Origin of the sequence: Phyllobacterium sp. 21LDTY02-6 (assembly GCF_023554255.2) — a bacterium.
GTDB lineage: Bacteria > Pseudomonadota > Alphaproteobacteria > Rhizobiales > Rhizobiaceae > Phyllobacterium.
Window position 1 is genome coordinate 250,567 of record NZ_JAMJWD020000007.1, and the last position, 22,543, is coordinate 273,109.

Sequence of the window (22,543 nt, forward strand, 5' to 3'; positions counted from 1 at the left end):
CCAAATTAACCGGAAAGCCCAAAATCCTCCAGGAAAGTGCCTTGTTTCCGGCCAAATTGAACGGGAATCTTCCAGCCGTGACGAAAAGGGGGAATAGGCCCCGGTTTAGAAGGACCAGACCCATGAAACCTGTACTGCAAAGCACGACGGCGCGGGAAACGGCGCGAGCCGATTATCTCGCCTCTCATTACGGAGCCATCGGACCGGCAGCGGTCCGCGCCGCCATCGCCGCGATGGTCCGCAAGCGCCCGACCCTGAAGCTGGCGTCAATTGTTCAGGAAACGGACTAGCAGGCTCAAGGCGATGCCGGCCATAACGAGGCCGATCAGCACATCGAGGACGCGCCAGGCCGATGGCTTGGCGAAGACGGGTTGCAGCAGGCGGGCGCCGTAGCCGAGCCCGAAGAACCATACGAATGACGACACTGCCGCGCCAAGGCCATAGGCCGCGCGGTTGGCGCCTTCGAAGCGCGCGGACAATCCGCCCAGAAGCACCACCGTATCCAGATAGACATGCGGATTGAGGAAGGTCAGCGCCAGGACGGTGGCGACTGCCGCCTTCAGCGTGCCGCCGCCATTCCTGGCCGCCTGCATGGCTTCCGGGTGCAAGGCGCGGCGGAAGGCGACGGACGCATACCAGAACAGGAAGATGGCGCCGCCGAGCGTCACCACCGAGATGAGCGTCGGCGATTGCGCGATCAGCGTGCCGAGACCGGCAACGCCGGCGGCGATGAGCAAGGCATCGGACAGGGCGCAGATGAGGCAGAGCACGAAGACGTGCTCGCGCAGCAGGCCCTGCCTGAGAATGAAGGCATTCTGCGCGCCAATGGCGATGATCAGCGAAGCGCCGAGCAGAAATCCGGAAAGTGCGGCTGAAAACATTCTATGGATTGTCCTGGTTCGTGGCCGGGCGGCCAGTCAGAAGAGCTTCAATTGATCGTCGTTGGCAGGCGCCTCGCCGCGCGCTGGCTTGCGCGGCTCAGGCAGTATCGCTTCGGCCCGTTCCTGTATGTCGGGGCCGGTATTGGCGACCTTGTTCACCTTGTCCGAAACCGGGATGGCTTCGAAGAAATCCGCCTGTGCCGGCTTCAGAAGGTCGGCGACATGGCGGGGCTCCTGCGTCTTGCAGTCGAGCCAGCGGGCAAAATCCTTCTGTTCGATCACCACGGGCATGCGATTGTGGATCGGCGCCAGCGTCTCGTTGGCGGCCGTGGTCAGGATCGCCGCCGTATCCAACTCGGACCCTTCGGCATTGGCCCAGGGCTCGTAAAGCCCGGCAAAGGCGATCATGCCGCCATGCTTCGGCCGGATCCAGTAGGCCTGCGACTTGCGCTCGCCGACGCGGCGCCATTCATAGAAGCCGGAAGCGGGGATGAGCGCGCGCCGATGCCGCATCGCCGTCTTGAACGAGGCCTTCTCGATGGCGCCTTCCGACCTTGCATTGATCATCAGCGGATAGTCGGCGGTGTTCTTCACCCAGCCCGGAATGAGACCCCAGCGCACCAGCAGCGCCTTGCGATCCGGCCTGTTGCTGCCCGGCGGCGGCGTTTCGCCCGAGACTACCAGCAATATGGGCTGCGTCGGCGCGATATTGTAGCGCGGCGGGAAATCCTCGAGGTCCATCAGACCGAGAAAGGCGGCGAGTTCTTCCGGTGCCGCGAGGAGAGCAAAACGTCCGCACATGAATATTGGGCCTTTGGTTGGAATGCGCGATCTTCCGCATTTGCCGCCAATGGTCAAGTGATACAAGCTTGCAAATGGCATGACCAGCCGTTACGCCTTTCGCATGGCCCAAATTCCTCTTTCCGCCACCGTGGACGGCGTTTCCGTGGTCTGCATTCGCGGCAAGGCCTTTCTTCTGGTGGAGCGCAGCCGCGAGCCGTCGAAGGGCTGGCTGGCCTTCCCCGGCGGCAGCCGCGAAGACGGGGAGACGCCGCAGGAGGCGGCGCTGCGCGAATTGCGGGAGGAAACCGGTCTCGTCGCCACCGCCGTGACCTATCTCGACACGGTGACATTCGACCTGTCCACGCCCGAATATCCCGCGCCCCGGCCCTACCGGCTCGCCGTGTTCCGCGCCCATGACCCGATCGGCGAAGCCATCGCCGCCGACGATGCCGCCGCCATCCACTGGCTGACCTTCGAGGAAATGGCCGAGCACCGGGTGACCGAAAGCGTGCTCGACTTCGCCCGCCATCTGGCGGCATCGTTCAAAATTTGAAGTTATTTCGCGGGCTTTGCCTTGAACGTGCCTTGCTTTCGAGCAACATCATGGCTGTGATCGAATACAGGGCCCTTTTGTGCGGAAACCAGCTTCAATTCTACTGTGCCTCGCCCTTGTCGCGGCGGCCAGCCCTTCATCGGCAGTGGAGCCGCTTTACGAAGCGAAGCTTTTGAGGCTGGCGGAAGTATTGGGATCGATCCATTCGCTGCGCAATCTGTGCGGCGAAAGAAGCAGCGAGTGGCGCGACCGGATGGATTCGATCCTCGCCGCGGAAAATCCCGATCCTGCCCGCAAGGCCCGGCTGATCGCCAGTTTCAACCGGGGTTATCGCACCTTCAGCGAGAGCTATACGAGCTGCACGAGCCAGGCCATTGCGGCGATTGACCGCTACGAGAGCGAGGGAAGCAGGCTTTCCTCCGAGATCGTATCGAGCTATGGAAATTAACCGGGCTTTAACTGTTGAAGCCGATGGGCCGCATTTTAGTCACAACCTATGATAAAGTTGGTGGGCATTTACATTGGCTTCGGCCAAGGATGGATATTATGAGCATGACCTCGACGGATCTCGACAGGCTGGTAGCCGAAGAGAAGAAACTCGCCGCGATCGAATATCAGAATGAGGTCTGGGCCGACGGGACGCTTGAAGGCATCGAGACCGAGATCATGGCGGAAGCGGCTTTCGTGACCGCGCTTTCCGAACTCATTCGCGATAACGGGGAAGTGTCTGCGCTGACCTTGCTTGATGCGTTGCGCGACCGTATTGCTGCAGGTGAATTTTCGTCGAATCGCATCCTGCAATAGGCTGGTGGTAATCTCTCATGCTTGAAAAGCGCTCTTCCGCCCACACATTCGCCAAGGCGGCACTTCTGGCGATGGGCGTATGCGCCTTCAGCAGTCCGGGCCTGGCAGCGGCGCTCGATCGGCCCGTTCAGCTTGCCCTCAGCGAACTGAAACAGGAAGAACTGCCGGCAAAGCCGGAGAACGGGCAGACCACGCCTGCCCAGCAGGATGGCGCGCCCGCAGAGGCTCCGCAACAGCCGGAAGCACAGCCGACCGAGCCGCAAAAGCCGGCGGAGCCCGCTCCTTCCGAAGCTCCGGCCGAAGCTCCCACAGAAACTCCGGCCCAGGAAACGGCTCCCGCCGCCGAACCGGATGCCGCCGGCAAGCCGACCAATCCGGCCATGCCGAACGCGGCCGAGGGCGCGGAAGTGCCCAAGGTCGAATATGATCTCGGCAAGCTGCCCTTCCCCGTGCGCAAGATGCACGAGCTCATTCTCACCGCCGCCAAATCGGGTTCGATCGAAGCCTTGCGGCCGCTGATCGGCTCGGGCGACGACGTGACCATGCTGTCGCTGGCCGACATAGAAGGCGATCCCCTCGCCTACCTGAAGAGCCAGGCCGGCGATCCCGACGGCCAGGAGATACTGGCGATCCTCGTCGACGTGCTGGAGTCTGGCTATGTGCATATCGATGCCGGCACGGCGGACGAGCTCTATGTCTGGCCCTATTTCTTCGCCTATCCGCTGGACAAGCTGGATGCGAAGCAGAAAGTCGAACTTTTCCAGATCGTTACCGCCGGCGATTATGACGAGATGAAGCAGTTCGGCACCTATGTCTTCTACAGGCTCGGCATCACGCCCAAGGGGCGCTGGCGTTTCTTCGTTACCGGCGACTGAGGATTTATTTCGCCATCGGTGTCACATTCGCATGATCTGCCTCGTCTTGTTCGCGTAACCGAACGAATGGAGGCAGAAATGAAGCCGAGACTGGTTCCCTACAAGTATCACGCAATAGAGCCGATGCTCAGGCTCGAGGAGAGCGTTGCCGCCAATGGCATCGAGACGAGCCTCGCCGAGCTTGTGAAAATCCGTGCCTCGCAGATAAATAGCTGCGCCTATTGCCTCGACATGCACAATCGCGAGGCGCGGGAAAAGGGCGAGAGCGAGCAGCGGCTCTATCTCCTCGCCGGCTGGCGCGAATCGCCGCTCTATACGGATCGCGAGCGCGCGGCGCTGGCCTGGACGGAGACGCTGACGCTCGTGGCGCAGACCCATGCTCCGGACGAGGAATATGAGGCGTTGAAGAGGCATTTCAGCGAGGAGGAGATCGTCAAGCTGACCATGCTCATCGTGACCATCAATGGCTGGAACCGCATCTGCGTCGGCTTCCGCGCCATCCATGCCGTGGAAGGCGACCGTGCCGCAGCCTGACGGCAGTGCGAACTCCTTTGCGCGCCTGCGGCCGCGGCTGACCCGCATTGCCTACCGCATGACCGGGTCGGTCGCCGAGGCCGAGGATATCGTGCAGGAAGGTTTCATTCGCTGGTACCAGGCCGACCGGTCGAAGGTGCGCAACGAAGAAGCCTTCCTCGTGCGCATCATCACCCGGCTGAGCCTCGACCACCTGAAATCGGCGCGGGCAAGGCGCGAATCCTATGTCGGCAACTGGCTGCCGGAGCCGATCATCGCGCCAGGGGCGGAAAGCGCCGAGATGGACGACGACATCACCCTGACGCTGATGCTGGCGCTGGAACGGCTCTCGCCGCTCGAGCGGGCGGCCTTTCTCCTGCACGACGTCTTCGGCCAGGATTTCGGCCAGGTCGCCGAGGCGATCGACCGCGACCCGGCCGCGTGCCGCCAGCTTGCCAGCCGCGCCCGCCAGCATGTGCAGAAGGCAAAGCCGCGCTTTCCGGTATCGAGCGAGCAAGGCGCCAACATAGCCAGGGCCTTCTTCGCGGCGTCGCGCACCGGCGATACCGCCGGCCTTCGGTCCCTGCTGGCGGACGATGTCGTGCTCTATTCGGATGGCGGCGGCAACCGTGTCGCGACGATCAATCCCGTGGTTACCGTGGCCAATGTCTGCCGCTTCTTCGAAAGAACGGCGCGGCGCGAGAATTTCACCGCGCCGCCGCTGCTCTACGAAGGGCCGATCGACGGGCTGCCCGGTCTGGTGACGATGGAGACCGACGGCATCGCGCAGTCGATGGCCTTCGAGATCGAGCACGGCAGGATCAAATCGATCTATGTCGTGCGCAATCCCCAGAAACTTGCGCATCTGCGATTTGCGCAGGCGCCGTCCGGCGGTACAGCTTGATCCTTCGCGATATGCAGGGTGGACCCGCTGATGACCAGGCTTGACATGTACCAGGTCGATGCCTTTACGACCGAGCTCTTCAGCGGCAATCCGGCGGCGGTGCTGGTGCTCGACGATTGGCTCGGCGAGGCCACCATGCAGTCCATCGCGGCAGAGAACAATCTGGCCGAGACCGCCTTCGTCAGGCGCGGCCGGGATGGCTGGGACCTGCGCTGGTTCACGCCGGTGCACGAGGTCGATTTCTGCGGCCACGCCACCCTCGCCTCGGCGCATGTGCTTGCCCGCGAACTCGGCATCAAGGGCCCGTATTCGTTCGAAACCCGCGTCGGGACCTTGCGGGTAAGCGAAGGCGACGGCGCCTATCAGCTCGATTTCCCGTCTTTCCCGCCCGAGCCGCTGGGGGATGTGGAACTGCCGGAGGGCCTTTCGGCCACGCCGATCGTCGCGGCGTTCCGCAATTTCGAGAATGTGTTCATCGAGATCGAAAGCGAGGCGGCGCTGGCCGAATTCGTTCCCGACCATCAGAAGATACTGCGCTTGCAGCCGCTGAGCCTGGTCGTGACCGCCAGGGGCGACGAACATGATTTCGTTTCGCGCTATTTCGCGCCCCATGCCGGCATACCGGAGGACCCGGTTACCGGCTCGATCCACGCCACCCTGACGCCCTATTGGGCCGGAAAACTGGGCAAGAACAGGCTGTCGGCGTTCCAGCGTTCGCGGCGCGGCGGCCGGCTCGGCTGCGAACTCGCCGGCGACCGCGTTCTCATCACCGGCGCGGCGATAACCTTCATGAAGGCCGAGATCTATCTTCCCTGAAGCGCTTCGGCGAACAGCACCGGTTCGCCCTGCCCCGGCGTCACGATCTCGCCTTCCCACATGATCTTTCGACCGCGGACGATGGTGCCGACCGGCCAGCCGGTGACGATCCTGCCGTCATAGGGCGTCCATCCGGCCTTCGAGCCGACCTGCGCATTGGTGATGGTCTCGCGCCGCTTCATGTCCACGATGGTCAGGTCGGCATCATAGCCCACCGCAATGCGGCCCTTGCGCGCCATGCCGAAGAGCCGGTTGGGGCCATGCGAGGTGAGGTCGACGAAGCGCTCGATCGAAAGCCGGCCCTCGTTGACATGGTCGAGCATGATCGGCACCAGCGTCTGCACGCCGGTCATGCCCGAGGGAGATGACGGGTACGGCTTCGACTTCTCCTCCAGCGTATGCGGGGCATGGTCCGACCCCAGCACATCGACGATGCCCTGCGAGACGCCTTTCCACACCCCGTCGCGATGGCGCACGTCGCGCACCGGCGGGTTCATCTGGATGAGGTTGCCGAGCGTTGCATATTGGCTGGCTTCGAGCGTCAGATGGTGCGGCGTCGCCTCGCAGCTCGCCACATCCTTGTGCCCGGCAAGGAAATCGATCTCCTCGGCCGTCGAAATGTGGAGGACGTGGATGCGCGCCCGGGTCTCCTGCGCGATGCGGACCAGCCGCTGCGTGCATTGCAGCGCCGCGATTTCGTCGCGCCAGACCGGATGCGAGGCAGGATCGCCCGCAACCCGCAGGCCTTCCCGCTCGCGCAGGCGGAACTCGTCCTCCGAATGGAACGCCGCGCGCCGGCGCGTATTCCTCAGGATGGACCGGACGCCCTCGTCGTCCTCGACCAGGAGATTGCCGGTGGACGAGCCCATGAACACCTTGATGCCGGCCGCGCCCGGCAGGCGCTCGAGTTCGGCCACGTCCTGCGCATTTTCCCGCGTGCCGCCCACCCAGAAGGCAAAATCGCAGTGCATGCGATGGCGCGCGCGCTTCACCTTGTCTTCCAGCGTTTCCGCCGAAGTGGTCAGGGGCTTGGTGTTCGGCATTTCGAACACGGCGGTAACGCCGCCAAGTACCGCCGAACGCGAGCCGCTTTCGAGGTCTTCCTTGTGCTCGAGGCCGGGCTCGCGGAAATGAACTTGGCTATCGACCACGCCGGGCAGGATATGGAGACCCGTCGCATCGACGATTTCGGCGGCGGAAGCCGTGCCGAGATTGCCGATGGCGGCGATCCGCCCGTCTCTGATGCCGATATCACGCAGCGCAACGCCATCATGATTGACGACCATCCCGCTTCTGAAAATCGTGTCGAAGGTTTGAGCCATTTGCATCCGGTTCCTTGCGAAGCTGTCCACAGCGGATTACGTAACAGAAGCAGGAAAGGCAAGGGTGATGCTATGCCGACGGTGGATTTGAGCGAAAGAGCTGTGATTGATGTCGATGGCGAGGATGCGGAAAGCTTTCTGCAGAATCTCATCACGACCAACCTCGACGATCTCGCGCCGGACGATCTGAAGCCGGGCGCGCTTCTCAGCCCGCAAGGCAAGATCCTGTTTCAGTTCCTGGTGTCGCGCAAGGCCGGCGGCGGCTTCCGCCTCGACCTGCCGCAGGCGCCGGCGGACGATCTCGTCAAGCGCCTGACGCTTTACAGGCTGCGGGCGAAAGCCGCGATTTCCAAGCAATCCGAAGCACTTGTGCGCATAAGTTTCGGTGATGATTCCGCTGCGTCGCAAACAGAATCAACCTATCGCGACCGGCGCTTTGCGGCCGAACCCGTCTACCGTGCCTATGGCGCGGCCCCGGCTGCGAATTCGGATGAGCGCGAATGGACATTGCTGCGCATCCGCCATGGCGTCGCAGAGGCACCCGTCGATTTCGCGCTCGGCGACGCGTTTCCCCATGACATCAATTTCGACCAGATCGAAGGCGTTTCGTTCAGGAAGGGCTGTTTTGTCGGGCAGGAAGTGGTCTCGCGCATGCAGCACCGGGGAACGGCGCGCCGGCGGGTGCTCATCGCCTCGGCCGAACAGTCGTTGCCCGAGGCGGGAACGCCAGTGACCGTCAATGGCCGCGAGATCGGGACGCTCGGCAGCACGGTGGACAATACCGGACTGGCGCTGGTGCGCATCGACCGCGTGAAAGACGCGATGGATGGCGGCGCGGCGATCCTGGCAGGAGATATCGCCATCCGTCTTGCCATTCCGCCCGAACACCGGTTTACTTTTCCGGCTGAAACACAAGAGGCATAGCAGGAACCCATGCTGCGATCGGTGAAGCCGCCAGCAATCTCTGAAAAGCCGGAACTGCGGGCCTGGCAGCGCATGCTGTCGGGGCGGCGGCTGGATCTGCTCGACCCCTCGCCGCTCGATATCGAGATCGAGGACATCGCCCATGGACTCTCGCGCGTCGCGCGCTGGAACGGCCAGACCATCGGCGAGCACGCCTATTCGGTCGCGCAGCATTCGCTGCTGGTCGAACAGATATTCGGCTTGATCTTTCCGCGCGCCACGCCGGAGCAACGCCTGTCGACGCTGCTGCACGATGCGGCGGAATATGTCATCGGCGACATGATCTCGCCCTTCAAGGCGGTCGTCGGCGGCGATTACAAGAGCGTCGAGACGCGGCTGCAGCGGGCGATCCATCTGCGCTTCTCGCTTGCGGATGGTGCCGGCGACGATCTGCGGCGTTCGATCAAGCGCGCCGACGCCGTTGCCGCCTATTACGAGGCGACGCGGCTTGCGGGGTTCTCCGAGCCGGAAGCCGCCGAGTTCTTCGGCCGGCCGCGCGGCATCGATCCGGACAGGCTCGAACTCATGCCCTTGCCGACGCGCAGCGCCCAGACCCGTTTTCTCGAACGATTCGCCGCGCTCGACCAATTGCGATCGGAGGGATAGACCATGCCGCACATCGTCGTATCCCCTCTTTCCAGGCTCGCGGAGGCGGCGGCGCAGTTCGGCGCCCGCGACATGCTGAGCCTGATCAATGCCGGGACGCCCGTCACCCGTCCGGCTGAAATCGAGGCGGCCCGTCACCTCTTCATCGGCTTCAACGACATAGTCGAGCCGATGGAGGGCATGACCCACCCGACGGTCCAGCACATCAACCAGTTCCTGGAATTCGGCAGGCGGTGGGACCGGCGCGCGCCGCTGCTCATCCATTGCTATGCCGGTATTTCGCGCTCCACCGCCGGCGCCTATATCACCGCCCTCGCGCTCAATCCCGAGCTGGACGAGGTGGAACTGGCACAGACCTTGCGGCGGAATGCGCCTTCCGCCACCCCGAATGGGCGGCTGGTGGCGCTGGCGGACGACATGCTGGGCCGCAAGGGCCGCATGGTCGATGCGATCAAGGCCATCGGCCGCGGCGAGGAAGCCTTCGAGGGCACGCCCTTCATTCTGCCGCTGACGATCCCCCGATGACGACTGCCATCAATGCCGTTGAAATCAATCTCAGCGCCGCCATCGCTGCGGTCGCCAACAATGTGCCGCTGATCCTCACCACCCGCTCCGAAACGACGCCTTCGCTGGAAGAACTGCCGTTCGGGCCGTTCAATCCGCTGCAGCACCGGACATTCGAGACCGGACTGCGTGCTTGGGTTGCAGAGCAGACACCTTTGCAACTTGGATATGTGGAGCAGCTCTATACGTTCGGCGATCGCGGCCGGCACAAGACGGCGGAAGACAGGGATCTCCACGTCGTTTCCGTCGGTTATCTGGCGCTGACCCGGCTGACGGAGAATGATGGCGAGGCGCTGCGCAAGGCCGGGGCGCAATGGCGCAGCTGGTATTCGTTCCTGCCCTGGGAGGACTGGCGCGGCGGAAAGCCGGCGATCATCGACAGCGCCATCCGCCCGGCCCTGCTGGAGTGGGCGCAGCAGAGCGGCGTCCAATCCCGGCTCAGCCGCTTCCGGCTGGCCTTTGGCGACGAGAACATCGGCTGGGACGAAGAGCGCGTCCTCGAACGCTATGAATTGCTCTACGAGGCCGGGCTGGTGGCGGAGGCCGTGCGCGATGGCCGGGCGGAACGCGACGCATCGCACTGCGTGGCCGGCATTGCCATGAGCTTCGACCATCGCCGCATCCTGGCGACCGCCATTTCGCGCCTGCGCGCCAAGCTCAAATATCGGCCCGTCGTGTTCGAGCTGATGCCGCCGACATTCACGCTTACCGCCCTGCAGGAGACGGTGGAGGCCATTTCCGGCCGCCATCTGCACAAGCAGAACTTCCGCCGACTGGTCGAAACCACCGAACTCGTGGAGCCGACCGGCGCCGAGCAGACCCAGGCGCGCGGGCGACCGGCAGCGCTTTATCGCTTCCGCCACAATGTCCTCGAGGAGCGCAGCGTGGCGGGCCTGAGGGTCGGCAACAGGTCATGAGGAGGACGTCTTGAGCGAAGGACCGACATCGAAGAACGCCGACGGGATATTCGAGCCGTTCGCTTCCGCCGACGTGCCGCTGGAGCAATGGTCCGAGGGTACGCGCTATGGCAGCAGCTACCGCTATCTGTCCGGCTATGGCGGCGCGACCCATGTCGGCGTCGCACTCGAGGAACTCGCGCCCGGCAAGGAATCGACCCTCAACCATTTCCACATGCTGGAGGAAGAGCAGGCCTTCATTCTGGAAGGCGAGATGACCTTGCGCCTCGGCGACAGGACCTACCGCATGAAGGCGGGCGACCATGTCTGCTTTCCCGCCGGGCAGCAGGCGGGCCATTCCTTCTACAATCACGGCGATGCGCCGTGCCGCTTTCTCATCATCGGCGAGAAGAACCCGAACGAGGTCGTAGTCTATCCCGAAACCGGCCGTGTCGCCGTCCGCCTGCTCGGCGAGGGCTATGCCCGCGCCGCGAAGATGGATTACTGGCAGGGAGCGGATGTTGCGGGCAAGCCGGACATTGCCGACTGAGCGGGCGCGCGCCTGTCCCTCGCCCCTATGACGGCACGATGCGGATGACGTTGCCCCACGGATCGACGAGCTCGCGCTCGCCCGTCGCGCCTGCGGAACTGAATTCCGCCCAGGCAAGGCCCGATCGGTCGGCATCGCGCTTGCCGGCGCCGCGGCTCTGCCAGATATTGGCCGCGACGTGATGGTGATATCCGCCTGACGACATGAAAACGGCCGAAGGTCCGTATTCGGCAACCGTCTGCAGGCCGACTTCCCGGTGCCACCAGTCCTCGGCCTCGCGCGCATTGCCGACCCGCAGGTGAAGATGTCCCACCATGGTGCCGTCCGGCGCGCCGGTCCATTCCTCGCCGGCGCCTTGTTCGGTCATCAGATTGGCGACATCCAGCCGTTCGGTGGCCATGGCAATGCGCGGCCCCTCCCAGCGCCAGGCCTCGGGAGCGCGATCGGCATAGATTTCGACGCCATTGCCCTCGGGGTCCGTCAGGTAGATCGCCTCGCTGACGTGATGGTCCGAAGCGCCGGTGATCGGCGTGCGCCTGTCGATGGCGCGCCGCGCCCAGCGCGCAAGATCGCTGCGCCCCGGCAGGAGGAATGCCGTATGATAGAGACCGGCGCTATGCGGATCGTCCGCGCGCACGGCCGAGGCCTGTTCGATCTCCAGCAAGGCCCTGTCGCCGGCGCCGAGAACGATGGAAGCGCCCTTTCTCGCGATCTCGCGCAGGCCAAGCACGTCCATGTAATAGCCCGCCAGCGCTTCGGCGTCCTTCGCCTTGATGCCGATCTTCGAGACATGGATCGGTGTCTGTCCCGCAAATGGTGTTTCAGTCATTCTGGCCTCCGCACGCCCTGCGACCGTTGCTGCAAGGCCGGCGATCGCCGCCACCAAGCTTCGCCGTGTCAATTGCATGGCCGCATCCTGTTTCCGTTGCCATGGAAGCTCGGTCTTTGTGGGCCCGAATACAAGAGCGCCGACGGCGACAGCATGTTCACCATTCGTGAACCGGCGCCATGGTTTCGTCCATTGGCCGCCTATGCTCGGCCCTCGCCGCGACAGTTGCGGATCAAGGAAAATCTTCTATGTAGGGTGTATCGGCGGGGTGCAAATGTTAGAATCAGACCACTAGATACGGCGCATGAAAGTCAAAGATACCGATATTCTCATCATTCCGGGCTATACCAATTCCGGGCCGGACCATTGGCAGACCCGCTGGCAGACGCGGCTATCGACAGCACGCCGGGTCGAGCAGGCCGAATGGAGCAAGCCGGTGCGCGAGGATTGGGTGGCCGAAGTCGTCAAGGCCATTGGCGAGGCGACGCGCCCCGTCGTGGTGGTCGCCCATTCGCTCGGCGTGCCCACCTTCATCCATGCCATTCCGGAGATCGGCGACAAGGTGAAGGGTGCGTTCCTCGTCACCCCGCCGGATGTCTCCAATCCGAAGATCAGGCCGAAGCACCTGATGACCTTCGGGCCCTATCCGCGCGATCCGTTCACTTTCCCCTCGATCGTCGTCGCCAGCCGCAACGATCATTATTGCAGCTATGAGGTCGCGGACGACCTTGCCGCCGCCTGGGGCTCGCTGATCGTCGATGCGGGCGAGTCCGGCCACATCAATGCCGAATCGGGGCATGGACCATGGCCGGAGGGCTCCATGGTCTTCGCGCAGTTCCTGTCACGGCTCTGACGGCTCAGGGCTTGTCCAGCCCATCGAGAATACCCTGGACCCCGGCGATCAGATAGGCGGTATCGACCCCAAGCGCGATGTAGCGATAGCCGAGACCGGCGAAACGGTTGGCGATCTGCGCGTTGGCGGCGTAGATGCCGCAAAGCTTGCCGGCATCCCTCGCCTTCTCGGCGATCCGCGTCAAGGGCTCGATGATCGCCTCCGATCCGGCGTCGACCTCGGCGCCATTGCTCCAGGCGATGGAAAAATCCGACGGCCCGACGAAGACGCCGTCTATGCCGTCCGTCGCAAGGATGTCTTCGGTCCGCTCATAGGCTTCCCGCGTCTCGATCATGGCGAATGCCAGCGTTTCATCGTTGACCTGGCGCAGATAGGCGCCGGAACCGCCTTCGCCATAATTGCCGGGACGGCCGCGCAGCTGTCCCCATGAGCGTTCGCCGACCGGCGGATATTTCATCGCCCGCGCGAAGAGCCGGGCATCGGCGACGTTGTTGATCATTGGCGCGACGACGGCCTCGACGCCGAAATCGAGCGCGCGGCTGGCAAGGTCGAAACGCCCGACCGGAACCCTCACCGCCGCATGCTTGCCGGCCGCGCGCATGATCCCGGTCAGGGCGACGATGCTGGCCGTATCATGCGCACCGTGCTGCATGTCCAACAGCGTCGTCTGCAGCGGCGTGCGGCACAGGGCCTCCATCGCCAGAGGATCGGTCAGGCTCGACCAGCCCGAATAAAGGGTTTCACCGCCCCTGAGGCGCTTGGCTAATGACATGATTTTTCGACTCTCCCTATGCAGAACGGCATATTGCGAAAGGCGGCAAGCGGCGGTCAAGGGCCTGAAGGTCGCGGTCGGCCATAAAAAAAAGCCGCCTTGCGGCGGCCGAGGCTGCTGGACAGCCCGTGTCGACAATGTGGACCCGGCGAACCGGCTTCTCGCCGGCCGGCCGGGTCCTCGAATTCTACGATGCGCTTTCGACCTGGCGGATGGCCTCGATCATCAGTTCTTCCATGGTGCGGCGAATGCGATGATCCGACTGGTCTATGCCGGCAGCATCGAAATCCGCCCGGATCTTGCGGAAAACATCCTCATCACCGGCCTCATGGAAATCGGCAACAATGACTTCCTTTGCGTAGGCTTCGGCCTCTTCCCCGGTCTTGCCGAGCTTTTCAGCCGCCCACAATCCGAGTAGCTTGTTGCGCCGCGCCTCAGCCCGGAACCGGACTTCCGCGTCATGCGCGTACTTGTTCTCGGCAGCGTTCTTGCGATCTTCCATGGTCATATGTATTGCTCCCGCAATTGATTGGGTCATCCTCTGTATATCCGGTCTTACGGCATTTTTCAGGCCTGACCAGATACAAAATCCATTCCGACACCCCATATAAACAAAACGTGCAAAACCGAAAGCCTCAATCGGGAAGCTGCAATCTGCATTTCGCCGGGCGCTGGAGGCATGTGGCAGTTCGACAAAACAGGGGAGCCATGCAATGCATCATTGTGAAATGCCCCATTTTGCTATAGTTAGCGCCCCAAACATGACTGCCCCCATACGGGCGGGCCGATAACTCCAATACAGAGATTTTAAATGAATCGTCGCCGCCGTGTCTACGAAGGCAAAGCAAAAATCCTTTATGAAGGTCCTGAGCCCGGCACCCTCGTCCAGCATTTCAAAGATGAAACGACTGTGCTGCACCCCAAGAAGAGCGAGGTGATCGACGGCAAGGGTGTCCTGAACAACCGGATTTCCGAGTATATATTCGCCCAGCTCAACCGCATGGGCATCCCGACGCATTTCATCCGCCGCCTCAACATGCGCGAGCAGCTGATCAAGGAAGTGGAAATCATCCCGCTTCAGGTCGTGGTGCGCAATGTGGCCGCGGGCTCGCTGGCAAAGCGCCTCGGCATCGAGGAAGGGACCGTTCTCCCGCGCTCGATCATCGAGTTCTACTACAAGAATGACGAGCTCGACGACCCGATGGTCTCCGAGGAGCACATCACGGCGTTCGGCTGGGCCGCGCCGCAGGAGATCGACGATATCATGGCGCTCGCCATCCGTATCAACGACTTCCTCAGCGGTCTGTTTCTCGGCGTCGGCATCCAGCTCATCGATTTCAAGATCGAATGTGGCAGGCTCTATGAGGGCGACCTCATGCGCATCGTGCTCGCGGACGAGTTCACGCCCGATTCCGCCCGGCTCTGGGACAGCCAGACGGCGGAGAAGCTGGACAAGGACCGGTTCCGCCGCGACATGGGCGGGTTGATCGAGGCCTATCAGGAAGTTGCGCGGCGCCTCGGAATCATGAACGAGAATGAGCAGAACCGCCCGGCGGGGCCCGTTCTGGTAAAATGACAGCGGATCTTTCCCAGGAGAAGAATAGAGCGATGAAGGCACGTGTTACGGTTACCTTGAAAAATGGTGTTCTTGACCCGCAGGGCAAGGCCATTGTCGGCGCATTGGGCAGCCTCGGCTTCGAGGGCGTCAACTCGGTGCGCCAGGGCAAGGTTTTCGATATCGAGATCGACGGGAGCGACCGCGCCAGCGCGGAGGAAAACCTCAAGATCATGTGCGAGAAGCTGCTCGCCAATACCGTGATCGAGAATTACAGTATCGCCATCGATTGACCAGCACAGCAAGGATGGAATTGCTTCCATGAAATCAGCAGTCGTTCTTCTCCCCGGCCTCAATCGCGACCGCGACATGATTGCGGCCCTGACAAAGATTTCCGGCGTGGCACCGCAGACGGTGTGGCAGACCGACACGGAGATTCCCGATGTCGATCTCATCGTCATTCCCGGCGGCTTCTCCTACGGCGATTATCTGCGTTGCGGTGCAATCGCAGCGCGCATGCCGGTCATGCAGGCCATCCGCGACAAGGCGGACAAGGGCGTGATGGTCATGGGCGTATGCAACGGGTTCCAGATCCTGGTGGAAGCCGGCCTGCTGCCTGGCGCGCTGATGCGCAATTCCTCGCTGAAATTCGTCTGCAGGAAAGTGAAGCTCGAGGTGACCAACGCCAATACGCCGTTCACCCGCGGCTATTCCCACGGCCAGATCATCGATTGCCCGGTGGCGCATCACGACGGCAATTACTTCGCCGATGAAGAGACGCTGGCGCGTCTCGAGGGCGAAGGCCAGATCACCTTCCGCTATGCGCAGGGCACCAATCCGAACGGCTCGATCAACGACATTGCCGGTATCATCAACAGCAAGGGCAATGTCCTCGGCATGATGCCGCATCCGGAAAACCTGATCGAGAGCGCCCATGGCGGCGATGATGGCCGGGCGCTGTTTGCCGGCGTGCTGGGCGTCGCAGCCTGATTCGACAAGGCGCGCCGGTCTGGCGCGACCTTTCTTGATCTCTTGCAGCATTCCTATAGGCTCGATGCAGCGGCTCCACGCAAAGAGAGCCGCTTCTCAAGGAGGAATGCAATGAAACTCTACTCCCGCCCCCTCTCGCCCTATTCCTCAGTCATTCGTTGTATCGCCTATTACAAGAATGCGCCGGTGAAGGTGGTGGCGCCGCCCGCCGGCAATCCCATACCGGAAGAGTTTCGCGCCGTTTCTCCGTTCAAGCGCATTCCAGTCCTCGTCACGGGCTCCGGCCTGACCATCATCGAAGCGCCGGTGATCGCGGAATATCTGGAAGAGCACTTTCCCGAACCGGCAATCCTGCCCGCCGACTCGCGCGACCGCGCCGTCGTTCGCATGGTGGCGCGCATCGCCGAACAGGAAGTGCTGGTTCCGGTCATGCAGCTGTTCGAGCTGCTCTATTTCAAGTCCAGCGACGCCAAGCAGATTTCGGCGCTTTACGAGAGAATGGAGCGCGGCCTGGCCGAGCTCGAGGAGCGTATCGGCCATGGCGCCTTCGCCCATGGCGATCAGTTGACGCTCGCCGATGCCTGGCTGACGCCGATCCGCTTCGTATTCAACAATTTCCGCCAGCTTTCCGGCCGTTCCGACCTTCTGGAGCCCTATCCGAATTTCGATGCCTATGAGCAACGAATTCTTCAGGACCCGGTGCTATCGGTGGTCTGGTACGAGATGACGGATGGATTGAAGGTCTTCATGAAGACCCTCGAGTCCGCCTGATCTTCCAGACCATCCATTTGACCGCACGGCGGCGCCACCGGAGAGCATGCAATGAGAATGTCGCATATGGTGGCGATCGCCACCGTTCTGATCACCACCGGCGCGCTCTCCGCCTGCCAGTCCGCCAGTAAACCCGGTCCCGGCAGCCTCGCCTTCTCCTCCAGCAAGGCGGCGCTGCCGACGATGGAACGCGTGGCGCTCGCCGCCAATGGCTGCTGGTTCAAGGCGAATGATTCGAGCTTCCGCGCCTATCGTCTCGCGCCCGAGCTCAATTCCTATTCAGGTCGTCCGCGCATCCTCGTCGTGCCCGGCAACAATCCCGGCGGTCGCCCGCTGCTCGTCGTTCACGCGGAAGGCAATCCGGCGAAGGTCGAAGCCTTCGGTCCGCTGATGCATGCCTCGGTCGGCAGCCGTATCGGCGCGGATGTCAAGCGCTGGGCCGATGGCGATTCTTCCTGCTCCGCCAAGGGCTAAGCCACGTTTTCTCACAGACCGTAGACATTGGCGTCGGTCGGAAAGACGCGCGAGCGCACATCATCCGCATAGGCCTTGATCGCGTCATCGGTGGCAGCACCGACGGCGCCATAGACCTTGACGAATTTCGGCGGCCTCGGATTGTAGCCGAGCATATCCTCCATGACGAGAATCTGGCCGTCGCACTGGCGCGAACCGCCGATGCCGATGGTCGGAATGGCGATCTCGCGCGAAATCTCGGCCGCCAATGGTTCGACGATGCCTTCGAGGACGACCGCGAAGGCCCCGGCCTGGCTGACCGCCTCCGCGTCCGCCTTGATCCGTGGCCAGAGCGCCTGGTCGCGGCCTTGCGTCTTGAAACCGCCCAGTGTGTTGATGGATTGCGGCGTCAGCCCCACATGCGCCATGACGGGTATGCCGCGCCCGGTCAGAAAGGCGATGGTGGGCGCCATCAAGGCCCCGCCCTCGAGCTTCACCGCCCCGCATCCCGTCTCCTGCATGATGCGGGCAGCGTTTTCGAACGCGGTCTCCGGGCTCGATTCGTAGGAGCCGAATGGCATGTCCACCACGATCAGCGCCTGCGACGTGCTGCGCACCACCGCTTTGCCATGTATGATCATCATGTCGAGCGTGACGCCGAGCGTCGAATCCATCGCGTAGAGCACCATGCCGAGACTGTCGCCAACGAGCAGCAGATCCGCATGGGGATCGGCGATCCGCGCCGTGGTGGCATGATAGGCGGTGAGCGCCACGATCGGCTCTGCGCCTTTGCGGCCGCGGATATCAGGCGCGGTGACGCGCCTGGTCACGATTTGCTTGCTCATGTTTTCCTCCCCGTCCCCTAACCGATGACGCGCTGGTCGATCAGGCGGACCTTGCCAAATCTCACGGTCAGAAGAACGACCACCGATTGCCTTATCCGTCCCGATACGGGATCGAGCGTCCCGGCATCGCGAATATCGACGGCTTCGATCTGCGCGCGCGGTTCGCCCTGCAATATCTCCCGCACCTTGTTGCGCAGCGCCGACACGGAGCGCTGGCCCTCCGCATAGAGCCGCGCGGCTTCGTCGAGCGCCCGGGCCAGCACAGGCGCTGCCGCGCGGTCTTCCGCCGTCAGCAGCGCATTGCGCGACGAACAGGCGAGCCCGTCCGCCTCGCGCATGGTGGCAACGCCGTTGATCCTGATCGGCATGTCGAGATCTTCGACCATCCGGCGGATGATGACCAATTGCTGGTAGTCCTTCTCGCCGAAGAAGGCTTCATCCGGCTGGACGATGTTGAAGAGCTTGGTGACCACGGTCGTGACGCCGCGGAAATGACCGGGCCTGATCTTGCCCATGAGAATACGCGAGAGTACCGGGTTTTCGACGATCGTATGGGCGCCGGGGCGGTAGATCTCCGCCACTTCCGGCGTAAAGACGTAATCCGCGCCCTCGGCCTCGAGCTTGGCGAGGTCTCCCTGCATGTCGCGCGGATAGGTCGAAAGGTCCTCGTTCGGCGCAAATTGGGTCGGATTGACGAATATGGAAACAATCGTCACGTCGCAGGCAGCCCTTGCCCGGCGCACCAGTTCCATATGGCCGACATGCAGGTAGCCCATGGTCGGCACCAGGCCGATCGTCCGGCCTTTTCGGCGCTCGGCCGCCAGCGCCGCCCGCAATTCCGCAATCGTAGCAATCACTTTCATCGCAGTTCGATATCCAGTCCGATATCCAGTGTCGGCGCCGCCATGGTGATCTTCGACGTGGAAATATAATCGACGCCGGTTTCGGCGACAGCCTTGATCGTCTCGAAGTCGATCCGGCCCGACGCTTCCAGCTTCGCCCGGCCTGCATTGATTTCTACCGCCTTTTCAAGCAGTTCCGGCCCCATATTATCAAGTAGAATCACATCGGCGCCGACATCCAGCGCCTGCTGCATCTGCTCCAATCCATCGACCTCCACTTCGATCTTGACCAAATGGCCCGCATAGGCCCGCGCCGCCAATATTGCCTTGGCAACACCTCCGGCAACGGCGATGTGATTATCCTTGATCAAAATGGCATCGTCGAGGCCGAAGCGATGGTTGGAGCCGCCACCGCATTTGACCGCATATTTGGCGAAGGCGCGCATGCCGGGAATGGTCTTGCGCGTATCGCATACCCTCGCCTTCGTATGGGCGATGAGGGCGGCAAAACGCGCCGTATGGGTGGCGATCCCGCTCAGGTGCATCAGGAAATTCAATCCGACGCGCTCGGCGGAAAGGATGGCGCGGGCATTGCCCTCGACGGTCGCGACGTGCTGGCCGGGGCTGACACGCTCTCCGTCGCCGACAAGTGCCTGGAAGGAGATGGCCGGATCGATGGCGGCGAAGGCAGCCCGGGCGAAGTCGACGCCGCAGATCACGCCGTCCTCGCGGCTAGAAAGCACTGCCCTCGCGCGCGCCTCTTCCGGCAGCGTCGCATTCGTCGTCAGATCGCCGGCACGGCCTAGATCTTCGAGCAGCGCGGCCCGCACCGCATCGACGATCAATATCTGCGGCAGGCTCGGCCGATGGGCGGCGACCTGCTTCTGCGCATTGGCGCTCATCATGCAAACTCCATCAACTCGGCAATGGTTGCCTCGGCATCGGAAAGGGTGAGAAAGGTCCGGTGCTGCCATTCCGGCCGGGTCTCGGCGAAATCGGTGCGGAAATGCCCGCCCCTGCTCTCCAGCCGGCGCAGGGCGCTGGTGGCGACGAGCTTTGCCGTGGCCAGGGCATTGCGGAAGGCCGCATCCCTGTTCGCCTTTTCGAGGTCGAGGATCACCCTCAAACCCTCCAGCATGTCGTCGCGATTGCGCAGCACGCCGAAGCTGGCGCTCATCGTCTGCCGCAGCCGCGTCATCGCGGCGCTGTCCGTTTCGGCGACCAGGTCGTCGCATTCGACCGACCCCTTCGACCAGTCACCGGCATTGCCGCTCTCGCCCTTGCCGAGGCTGGCGGCGATCCGTGCGGAGAACACCACGGCTTCGAGGAGCGAATTGGATGCCAGGCGGTTCGCCCCATGCGCGCCGGTGGAGGTGCATTCGCCGCAGGCCCAGAGGCCATCGATCGAGGTGCGGCCATTGCTGTCGGTCAGGATGCCGCCCATGAAATAATGCGCGGCCGGGACCACCGGGATGGGCTGCGTCACCGGATCGATGCCGGCGTCGCGGCAATATTTGTAGACGGTCGGGAATTCCTCCGGAAACGCAGCGCCGACCGCGCTGGTGCAATCCAGCCAGGCGCCGCGGCCGCTGCGCACTTCCGCATAGATGCCGCGAGCCACCACGTCGCGCGGCGCAAGCTCGCCCGCCGGGTCGATCTTGAGCATGAACCTTTCGCCCGTGCGGTTGACCAATGTCGCGCCATGCCCGCGCAGGGCTTCCGTGGCCAGGGGAGCGGGGTCCTTGTCGACATCGAGCGCGGTCGGATGAAACTGCACGAACTCCATGTCGGCCATCATGGCGCCGGCCCTTGCGGCCATGCCGATGCCTTCACCCCTCGCCTCGGAGGGATTGGTCGTAACCGCATAGAGGTGACCGATGCCGCCGGTCGCAAGGACGATCGTCGAGGCGGCGAGGCGCGTCTTCGCACCGCGTCCCGCGTCCGGCCGGGCAATGACACCGGTGACAGCGCCCCGCGCCGTGGTGATATCCTCGGCGACATAGCCCTCAAGCAGCCTGATCGAGGGCGTCGCCTCGACCGCGCGCACCAGCGCCTGCATGATGGCGCGGCCCGCCAAGTCGCCCCTCACCCGCACGATGCGGCTTTCGGAATGCGCGGCCTCGCGGGAAACCTGCAGCCGGCCCTCCAGGTCGCGGTCGAAGGGTACGCCATATTCGAGCAGGTCGTGGACCCGCGCCGCCGCCTCGCCCGCCATCAGCCGGGCAATGGCCTCGTCGACGATGCCGTCGCCAGCGGCCACAGTGTCGGCCACGTGCTTTTCCATCGTGTCGCCCTGCGATACGGCGGCGGCAATGCCGGCCTGCGCCCAGGCCGACGAGGCGCCACGGCCTATCGGCGCGGCGGCAAGGATCGTCACGGGGCGCGGCGCCAGCTTGAGCGCGCAGAACAGGCCGGCGAGGCCCCCGCCGATGATGATGACGGGATCAGGGCGAACAGACATCGTCGTTCCTTCCGCCTCAGTTGTTGAGATTGACCATGCGCTCCACGGCGAGACGCGCTTTCTCGGCGACCAGCGGGTCCACATGGACCTCGTCCCGCATATAGACTAGGCTTTCCAATATGTTGGGGAGCGTGATCCGCTTCATATGCGGGCAGAGATTGCACGGCTTGATGAACTCGACGCCCGGCACTTCGGATTCGATGTTGGAGGCCATCGAGCATTCCGTGACGAGCAGGACCTTGGCCGGTCGGTTGTCCTTGACGTAGTTGATCATGCCGCTCGTCGATCCGGTATAATCGGCCACGGCGACCACCTCTGGCGGGCATTCCGGATGCGCGATGATCTGGATCGACGGATCGGCGGCGCGATAGGCAAGCAATTCCTCGGCGGTGAACCTTTCATGCACCTCGCAGTGACCCTTCCAGGTCAGGATCTTCACCTTGGTCTGCGCGGCGACATTGAGCGCCAGGAACTCGTCGGGAATGCAAAGCACACGGTCGACACCGAAACTTTCGACGACCTGCACCGCATTGGCGGAGGTGCAGCAGATATCGCTTTCCGCCTTCACTTCGGCGGAGGTGTTCACATAGGTGACGATCGGCACGCCCGGATAGGTCTCGCGCAACAGGCGGACATCGGCGCCGGTGATCGATTCGGCCAGCGAGCAGCCGGCGCGCATGTCGGGGATGAGCACGGTCTTGTGCGGATTGAGCAGTTTCGAGGTCTCGGCCATGAAGTGCACGCCGCACTGGACGATGATATCGGCATCGACCTTGGTGGCTTCCTTGGCGAGCTGCAGCGAGTCGCCGACAATATCGGCGACGCAGTGGAAAATCTCCGGCGTCTGGTAATTATGCGCGAGAATGACGGCGTTGCGCTGCTTCTTCAGGCGGTTGATCGCCGCCACGTAGGGCGCATAGACCGGCCACTCGATCCTTGGAATGTGATGGGCCACCCGCTCGTAGAGATGGGCAGTCTCGGCTTCCACCGCCGGCGTATAGGCGAGGTCCGGCATGGGCAGGATGCCAAAACGATCGGCGGCGGCCATGCCGGGCGCGCGGTGATCATTGCTACGGGCTGTGCTGGTCATATCCACATTCCTCCTGGACATCCTTGGATCGGCGCCCTTCCGCACCGCGATC

Annotated in this window: 30 protein-coding genes; 19 read left to right on the plus strand and 11 right to left on the minus strand. The window is 63.1% G+C overall.

The window, feature by feature from the left end:
* Window positions 1–122 precede the first annotated feature (122 nt).
* Window positions 123–290 carry a hypothetical protein gene (locus M8997_RS21570; protein WP_250014465.1) on the plus strand — a complete coding sequence of 56 codons (168 nt, stop codon included), beginning with the start codon at window positions 123–125 and terminating at the stop codon, window positions 288–290.
* Here the strand turns inward: M8997_RS21570 and M8997_RS21575 are convergent.
* Together M8997_RS21575 and M8997_RS21580 are read right to left on the minus strand one after the other, a co-directional pair.
* Window positions 267–881 carry a LysE/ArgO family amino acid transporter gene (locus tag M8997_RS21575; protein ID WP_250014468.1) on the minus strand — a complete coding sequence of 205 codons (615 nt, stop codon included), beginning with the start codon at window positions 879–881 and terminating at the stop codon, window positions 267–269. The two genes, M8997_RS21570 and M8997_RS21575, sit on opposite strands and share 24 nt — an antisense overlap.
* Window positions 882–917: 36 nt before the next feature.
* Window positions 918–1,682, minus strand: a complete 765-nt coding sequence (locus tag M8997_RS21580; protein ID WP_250014470.1) for an SOS response-associated peptidase — start codon at window positions 1,680–1,682, stop codon at window positions 918–920.
* A 79-nt stretch (window positions 1,683–1,761) separates the two neighbouring features.
* Between M8997_RS21580 and M8997_RS21585 the strand changes: the two genes are divergently transcribed.
* The 7 genes from M8997_RS21585 to M8997_RS21615 all read left to right on the plus strand — a co-directional run bounded on the left by M8997_RS21585 (window position 1,762) and on the right by M8997_RS21615 (window position 6,129).
* Entirely contained in the window at window positions 1,762–2,217 is a 456-nt protein-coding gene (locus M8997_RS21585; RefSeq protein ID WP_250014472.1) for an NUDIX hydrolase, read from the plus strand.
* Window positions 2,218–2,314: 97 nt separating this feature from the next.
* The gene (locus M8997_RS21590; RefSeq protein ID WP_250015404.1) at window positions 2,315–2,665 is read left to right on the plus strand and encodes a TIGR02301 family protein; all 351 of its coding nucleotides are present in this window, start codon (window positions 2,315–2,317) and stop codon (window positions 2,663–2,665) included.
* Between the two features lie 98 nt (window positions 2,666–2,763).
* Entirely contained in the window at window positions 2,764–3,021 is a 258-nt protein-coding gene (locus M8997_RS21595) for a hypothetical protein (protein WP_250014474.1), read from the plus strand.
* A 17-nt stretch (window positions 3,022–3,038) separates the two neighbouring features.
* The gene (locus M8997_RS21600; protein ID WP_250014476.1) at window positions 3,039–3,896 is read left to right on the plus strand and encodes a hypothetical protein; all 858 of its coding nucleotides are present in this window, start codon (window positions 3,039–3,041) and stop codon (window positions 3,894–3,896) included.
* Window positions 3,897–3,974: 78 nt separating this feature from the next.
* On the plus strand, window positions 3,975–4,430 hold the full coding sequence (locus M8997_RS21605) for a carboxymuconolactone decarboxylase family protein (RefSeq protein ID WP_250014477.1): 456 nt from the start codon (window positions 3,975–3,977) through the stop codon (window positions 4,428–4,430).
* A complete protein-coding gene (locus M8997_RS21610; RefSeq protein WP_250014478.1) occupies window positions 4,399–5,313 on the plus strand; it encodes a sigma-70 family RNA polymerase sigma factor in 915 nt (304 codons plus the stop codon). The genes M8997_RS21605 and M8997_RS21610 overlap by 32 nt, the downstream gene beginning before the upstream one ends.
* A gap of 30 nt (window positions 5,314–5,343) precedes the next feature.
* Window positions 5,344–6,129 (plus strand): PhzF family phenazine biosynthesis protein, encoded by a 786-nt coding sequence (locus M8997_RS21615; RefSeq protein ID WP_250014479.1) that lies wholly within the window; start codon window positions 5,344–5,346, stop codon window positions 6,127–6,129.
* Here the strand turns inward: M8997_RS21615 and M8997_RS21620 are convergent.
* Window positions 6,117–7,451, minus strand: a complete 1,335-nt coding sequence (locus tag M8997_RS21620; protein ID WP_250014480.1) for a dihydroorotase — start codon at window positions 7,449–7,451, stop codon at window positions 6,117–6,119. The two genes, M8997_RS21615 and M8997_RS21620, sit on opposite strands and share 13 nt — an antisense overlap.
* Window positions 7,452–7,523: 72 nt before the next feature.
* On the opposite strand from M8997_RS21620, the gene M8997_RS21625 reads away from it, so the two are divergent.
* Genes M8997_RS21625 through M8997_RS21645 form a run of 5 tightly spaced genes read left to right on the plus strand, consistent with a single transcriptional unit; the run spans window position 7,524 to window position 11,030 of the window.
* Window positions 7,524–8,375 carry a folate-binding protein YgfZ gene (locus tag M8997_RS21625; RefSeq protein WP_250014481.1) on the plus strand — a complete coding sequence of 284 codons (852 nt, stop codon included), beginning with the start codon at window positions 7,524–7,526 and terminating at the stop codon, window positions 8,373–8,375.
* Window positions 8,376–8,384: 9 nt separating this feature from the next.
* Window positions 8,385–9,020 carry an HD family hydrolase gene (locus tag M8997_RS21630; RefSeq protein WP_250014482.1) on the plus strand — a complete coding sequence of 212 codons (636 nt, stop codon included), beginning with the start codon at window positions 8,385–8,387 and terminating at the stop codon, window positions 9,018–9,020.
* A gap of 3 nt (window positions 9,021–9,023) precedes the next feature.
* Window positions 9,024–9,545 (plus strand): tyrosine phosphatase family protein, encoded by a 522-nt coding sequence (locus tag M8997_RS21635; RefSeq protein ID WP_250014484.1) that lies wholly within the window; start codon window positions 9,024–9,026, stop codon window positions 9,543–9,545.
* Complete coding sequence (locus tag M8997_RS21640) at window positions 9,542–10,501, plus strand: NAD regulator (protein ID WP_250014485.1); 960 nt, start codon at window positions 9,542–9,544, stop codon at window positions 10,499–10,501. The genes M8997_RS21635 and M8997_RS21640 overlap by 4 nt, the downstream gene beginning before the upstream one ends.
* A gap of 10 nt (window positions 10,502–10,511) precedes the next feature.
* Entirely contained in the window at window positions 10,512–11,030 is a 519-nt protein-coding gene (locus M8997_RS21645; RefSeq protein WP_250014486.1) for a cupin domain-containing protein, read from the plus strand.
* 25 nt (window positions 11,031–11,055) lie between these two features.
* Here the strand turns inward: M8997_RS21645 and M8997_RS21650 are convergent, their stop codons facing one another.
* Window positions 11,056–11,937 (minus strand): VOC family protein, encoded by an 882-nt coding sequence (locus M8997_RS21650; protein ID WP_371929628.1) that lies wholly within the window; start codon window positions 11,935–11,937, stop codon window positions 11,056–11,058.
* 226 nt (window positions 11,938–12,163) lie between these two features.
* Between M8997_RS21650 and M8997_RS21655 the strand changes: the two genes are divergently transcribed.
* A complete protein-coding gene (locus M8997_RS21655; RefSeq protein WP_250014488.1) occupies window positions 12,164–12,712 on the plus strand; it encodes an alpha/beta hydrolase in 549 nt (182 codons plus the stop codon).
* Window positions 12,713–12,716: 4 nt separating this feature from the next.
* On the opposite strand, the gene M8997_RS21660 is transcribed toward M8997_RS21655, so the two are convergent.
* Together M8997_RS21660 and M8997_RS21665 are read right to left on the minus strand one after the other, a co-directional pair.
* Window positions 12,717–13,484 carry an HpcH/HpaI aldolase/citrate lyase family protein gene (locus M8997_RS21660; protein WP_250014489.1) on the minus strand — a complete coding sequence of 256 codons (768 nt, stop codon included), beginning with the start codon at window positions 13,482–13,484 and terminating at the stop codon, window positions 12,717–12,719.
* A 187-nt stretch (window positions 13,485–13,671) separates the two neighbouring features.
* Window positions 13,672–13,992, minus strand: a complete 321-nt coding sequence (locus tag M8997_RS21665; protein WP_250014490.1) for a DUF1476 domain-containing protein — start codon at window positions 13,990–13,992, stop codon at window positions 13,672–13,674.
* A gap of 303 nt (window positions 13,993–14,295) precedes the next feature.
* On the opposite strand from M8997_RS21665, the gene purC reads away from it, so the two are divergent.
* The 5 genes from purC to M8997_RS21690 all read left to right on the plus strand — a co-directional run bounded on the left by purC (window position 14,296) and on the right by M8997_RS21690 (window position 17,274).
* Complete coding sequence (gene purC, locus M8997_RS21670; protein WP_250014491.1) at window positions 14,296–15,060, plus strand: phosphoribosylaminoimidazolesuccinocarboxamide synthase; 765 nt, start codon at window positions 14,296–14,298, stop codon at window positions 15,058–15,060.
* A 32-nt stretch (window positions 15,061–15,092) separates the two neighbouring features.
* Window positions 15,093–15,332 carry a phosphoribosylformylglycinamidine synthase subunit PurS gene (gene purS, locus M8997_RS21675; protein ID WP_250014493.1) on the plus strand — a complete coding sequence of 80 codons (240 nt, stop codon included), beginning with the start codon at window positions 15,093–15,095 and terminating at the stop codon, window positions 15,330–15,332.
* Between the two features lie 28 nt (window positions 15,333–15,360).
* On the plus strand, window positions 15,361–16,029 hold the full coding sequence (purQ, locus tag M8997_RS21680) for a phosphoribosylformylglycinamidine synthase subunit PurQ (RefSeq protein WP_250014495.1): 669 nt from the start codon (window positions 15,361–15,363) through the stop codon (window positions 16,027–16,029).
* 111 nt (window positions 16,030–16,140) lie between these two features.
* Window positions 16,141–16,800, plus strand: coding sequence for a glutathione S-transferase family protein (locus M8997_RS21685; RefSeq protein ID WP_250014497.1), 660 nt, complete (start codon window positions 16,141–16,143; stop codon window positions 16,798–16,800).
* Window positions 16,801–16,857: 57 nt separating this feature from the next.
* On the plus strand, window positions 16,858–17,274 hold the full coding sequence (locus M8997_RS21690) for a hypothetical protein (protein ID WP_250015406.1): 417 nt from the start codon (window positions 16,858–16,860) through the stop codon (window positions 17,272–17,274).
* An 11-nt stretch (window positions 17,275–17,285) separates the two neighbouring features.
* Here M8997_RS21690 and panB read toward each other — a convergent pair whose 3' ends face one another.
* Genes panB through nadA form a run of 5 tightly spaced genes read right to left on the minus strand, consistent with a single transcriptional unit; the run spans window position 17,286 to window position 22,491 of the window.
* The gene (panB, locus tag M8997_RS21695) at window positions 17,286–18,098 is read right to left on the minus strand and encodes a 3-methyl-2-oxobutanoate hydroxymethyltransferase (protein ID WP_250014498.1); all 813 of its coding nucleotides are present in this window, start codon (window positions 18,096–18,098) and stop codon (window positions 17,286–17,288) included.
* 17 nt (window positions 18,099–18,115) lie between these two features.
* Window positions 18,116–18,961 (minus strand): pantoate--beta-alanine ligase, encoded by an 846-nt coding sequence (gene panC / locus M8997_RS21700; RefSeq protein WP_250014499.1) that lies wholly within the window; start codon window positions 18,959–18,961, stop codon window positions 18,116–18,118.
* Window positions 18,958–19,842 (minus strand): carboxylating nicotinate-nucleotide diphosphorylase, encoded by an 885-nt coding sequence (nadC, locus tag M8997_RS21705; RefSeq protein ID WP_250014500.1) that lies wholly within the window; start codon window positions 19,840–19,842, stop codon window positions 18,958–18,960. The genes panC and nadC overlap by 4 nt, the downstream gene beginning before the upstream one ends.
* Window positions 19,842–21,401, minus strand: coding sequence for an L-aspartate oxidase (locus M8997_RS21710; RefSeq protein WP_250014501.1), 1,560 nt, complete (start codon window positions 21,399–21,401; stop codon window positions 19,842–19,844). The genes nadC and M8997_RS21710 overlap by 1 nt, the downstream gene beginning before the upstream one ends.
* Window positions 21,402–21,417: 16 nt before the next feature.
* Window positions 21,418–22,491, minus strand: a complete 1,074-nt coding sequence (gene nadA / locus M8997_RS21715) for a quinolinate synthase NadA (RefSeq protein ID WP_250014502.1) — start codon at window positions 22,489–22,491, stop codon at window positions 21,418–21,420.
* Window positions 22,492–22,543 lie beyond the last annotated feature (52 nt).

What these genes read in the sequence shown, in the direction of transcription:
- purQ (WP_250014495.1), top strand. Translation starts at nt 15,361, where the DNA reads ATGAAATCAGCAGTCGTTCTTCTCCCCGGCCTCAATCGCGACCGCGAC.
- M8997_RS21625 (WP_250014481.1), top strand. Translation starts at nt 7,524, where the DNA reads ATGCCGACGGTGGATTTGAGCGAAAGAGCTGTGATTGATGTCGATGGC.
- M8997_RS21710 (WP_250014501.1), bottom strand. Translation starts at nt 21,401, where the DNA reads ATGTCTGTTCGCCCTGATCCCGTCATCATCATCGGCGGGGGCCTCGCC.
- M8997_RS21585 (WP_250014472.1), top strand. Translation starts at nt 1,762, where the DNA reads ATGACCAGCCGTTACGCCTTTCGCATGGCCCAAATTCCTCTTTCCGCC.
- M8997_RS21610 (WP_250014478.1), top strand. Translation starts at nt 4,399, where the DNA reads ATGCCGTGGAAGGCGACCGTGCCGCAGCCTGACGGCAGTGCGAACTCC.
- purC (WP_250014491.1), top strand. Translation starts at nt 14,296, where the DNA reads ATGAATCGTCGCCGCCGTGTCTACGAAGGCAAAGCAAAAATCCTTTAT.
- M8997_RS21575 (WP_250014468.1), bottom strand. Translation starts at nt 881, where the DNA reads ATGTTTTCAGCCGCACTTTCCGGATTTCTGCTCGGCGCTTCGCTGATC.
- M8997_RS21615 (WP_250014479.1), top strand. Translation starts at nt 5,344, where the DNA reads ATGACCAGGCTTGACATGTACCAGGTCGATGCCTTTACGACCGAGCTC.
- M8997_RS21580 (WP_250014470.1), bottom strand. Translation starts at nt 1,682, where the DNA reads ATGTGCGGACGTTTTGCTCTCCTCGCGGCACCGGAAGAACTCGCCGCC.
- M8997_RS21650 (WP_371929628.1), bottom strand. Translation starts at nt 11,937, where the DNA reads ATGCAATTGACACGGCGAAGCTTGGTGGCGGCGATCGCCGGCCTTGCA.
- M8997_RS21690 (WP_250015406.1), top strand. Translation starts at nt 16,858, where the DNA reads ATGTCGCATATGGTGGCGATCGCCACCGTTCTGATCACCACCGGCGCG.
- M8997_RS21685 (WP_250014497.1), top strand. Translation starts at nt 16,141, where the DNA reads ATGAAACTCTACTCCCGCCCCCTCTCGCCCTATTCCTCAGTCATTCGT.
- panB (WP_250014498.1), bottom strand. Translation starts at nt 18,098, where the DNA reads ATGAGCAAGCAAATCGTGACCAGGCGCGTCACCGCGCCTGATATCCGC.
- M8997_RS21600 (WP_250014476.1), top strand. Translation starts at nt 3,039, where the DNA reads ATGCTTGAAAAGCGCTCTTCCGCCCACACATTCGCCAAGGCGGCACTT.
- nadA (WP_250014502.1), bottom strand. Translation starts at nt 22,491, where the DNA reads ATGACCAGCACAGCCCGTAGCAATGATCACCGCGCGCCCGGCATGGCC.
- M8997_RS21630 (WP_250014482.1), top strand. Translation starts at nt 8,385, where the DNA reads ATGCTGCGATCGGTGAAGCCGCCAGCAATCTCTGAAAAGCCGGAACTG.
- M8997_RS21635 (WP_250014484.1), top strand. Translation starts at nt 9,024, where the DNA reads ATGCCGCACATCGTCGTATCCCCTCTTTCCAGGCTCGCGGAGGCGGCG.
- M8997_RS21595 (WP_250014474.1), top strand. Translation starts at nt 2,764, where the DNA reads ATGAGCATGACCTCGACGGATCTCGACAGGCTGGTAGCCGAAGAGAAG.
- M8997_RS21660 (WP_250014489.1), bottom strand. Translation starts at nt 13,484, where the DNA reads ATGTCATTAGCCAAGCGCCTCAGGGGCGGTGAAACCCTTTATTCGGGC.
- M8997_RS21620 (WP_250014480.1), bottom strand. Translation starts at nt 7,451, where the DNA reads ATGGCTCAAACCTTCGACACGATTTTCAGAAGCGGGATGGTCGTCAAT.
- M8997_RS21640 (WP_250014485.1), top strand. Translation starts at nt 9,542, where the DNA reads ATGACGACTGCCATCAATGCCGTTGAAATCAATCTCAGCGCCGCCATC.
- purS (WP_250014493.1), top strand. Translation starts at nt 15,093, where the DNA reads ATGAAGGCACGTGTTACGGTTACCTTGAAAAATGGTGTTCTTGACCCG.
- nadC (WP_250014500.1), bottom strand. Translation starts at nt 19,842, where the DNA reads ATGAGCGCCAATGCGCAGAAGCAGGTCGCCGCCCATCGGCCGAGCCTG.
- M8997_RS21605 (WP_250014477.1), top strand. Translation starts at nt 3,975, where the DNA reads ATGAAGCCGAGACTGGTTCCCTACAAGTATCACGCAATAGAGCCGATG.
- panC (WP_250014499.1), bottom strand. Translation starts at nt 18,961, where the DNA reads ATGAAAGTGATTGCTACGATTGCGGAATTGCGGGCGGCGCTGGCGGCC.
- M8997_RS21570 (WP_250014465.1), top strand. Translation starts at nt 123, where the DNA reads ATGAAACCTGTACTGCAAAGCACGACGGCGCGGGAAACGGCGCGAGCC.
- M8997_RS21665 (WP_250014490.1), bottom strand. Translation starts at nt 13,992, where the DNA reads ATGACCATGGAAGATCGCAAGAACGCTGCCGAGAACAAGTACGCGCAT.
- M8997_RS21655 (WP_250014488.1), top strand. Translation starts at nt 12,164, where the DNA reads ATGAAAGTCAAAGATACCGATATTCTCATCATTCCGGGCTATACCAAT.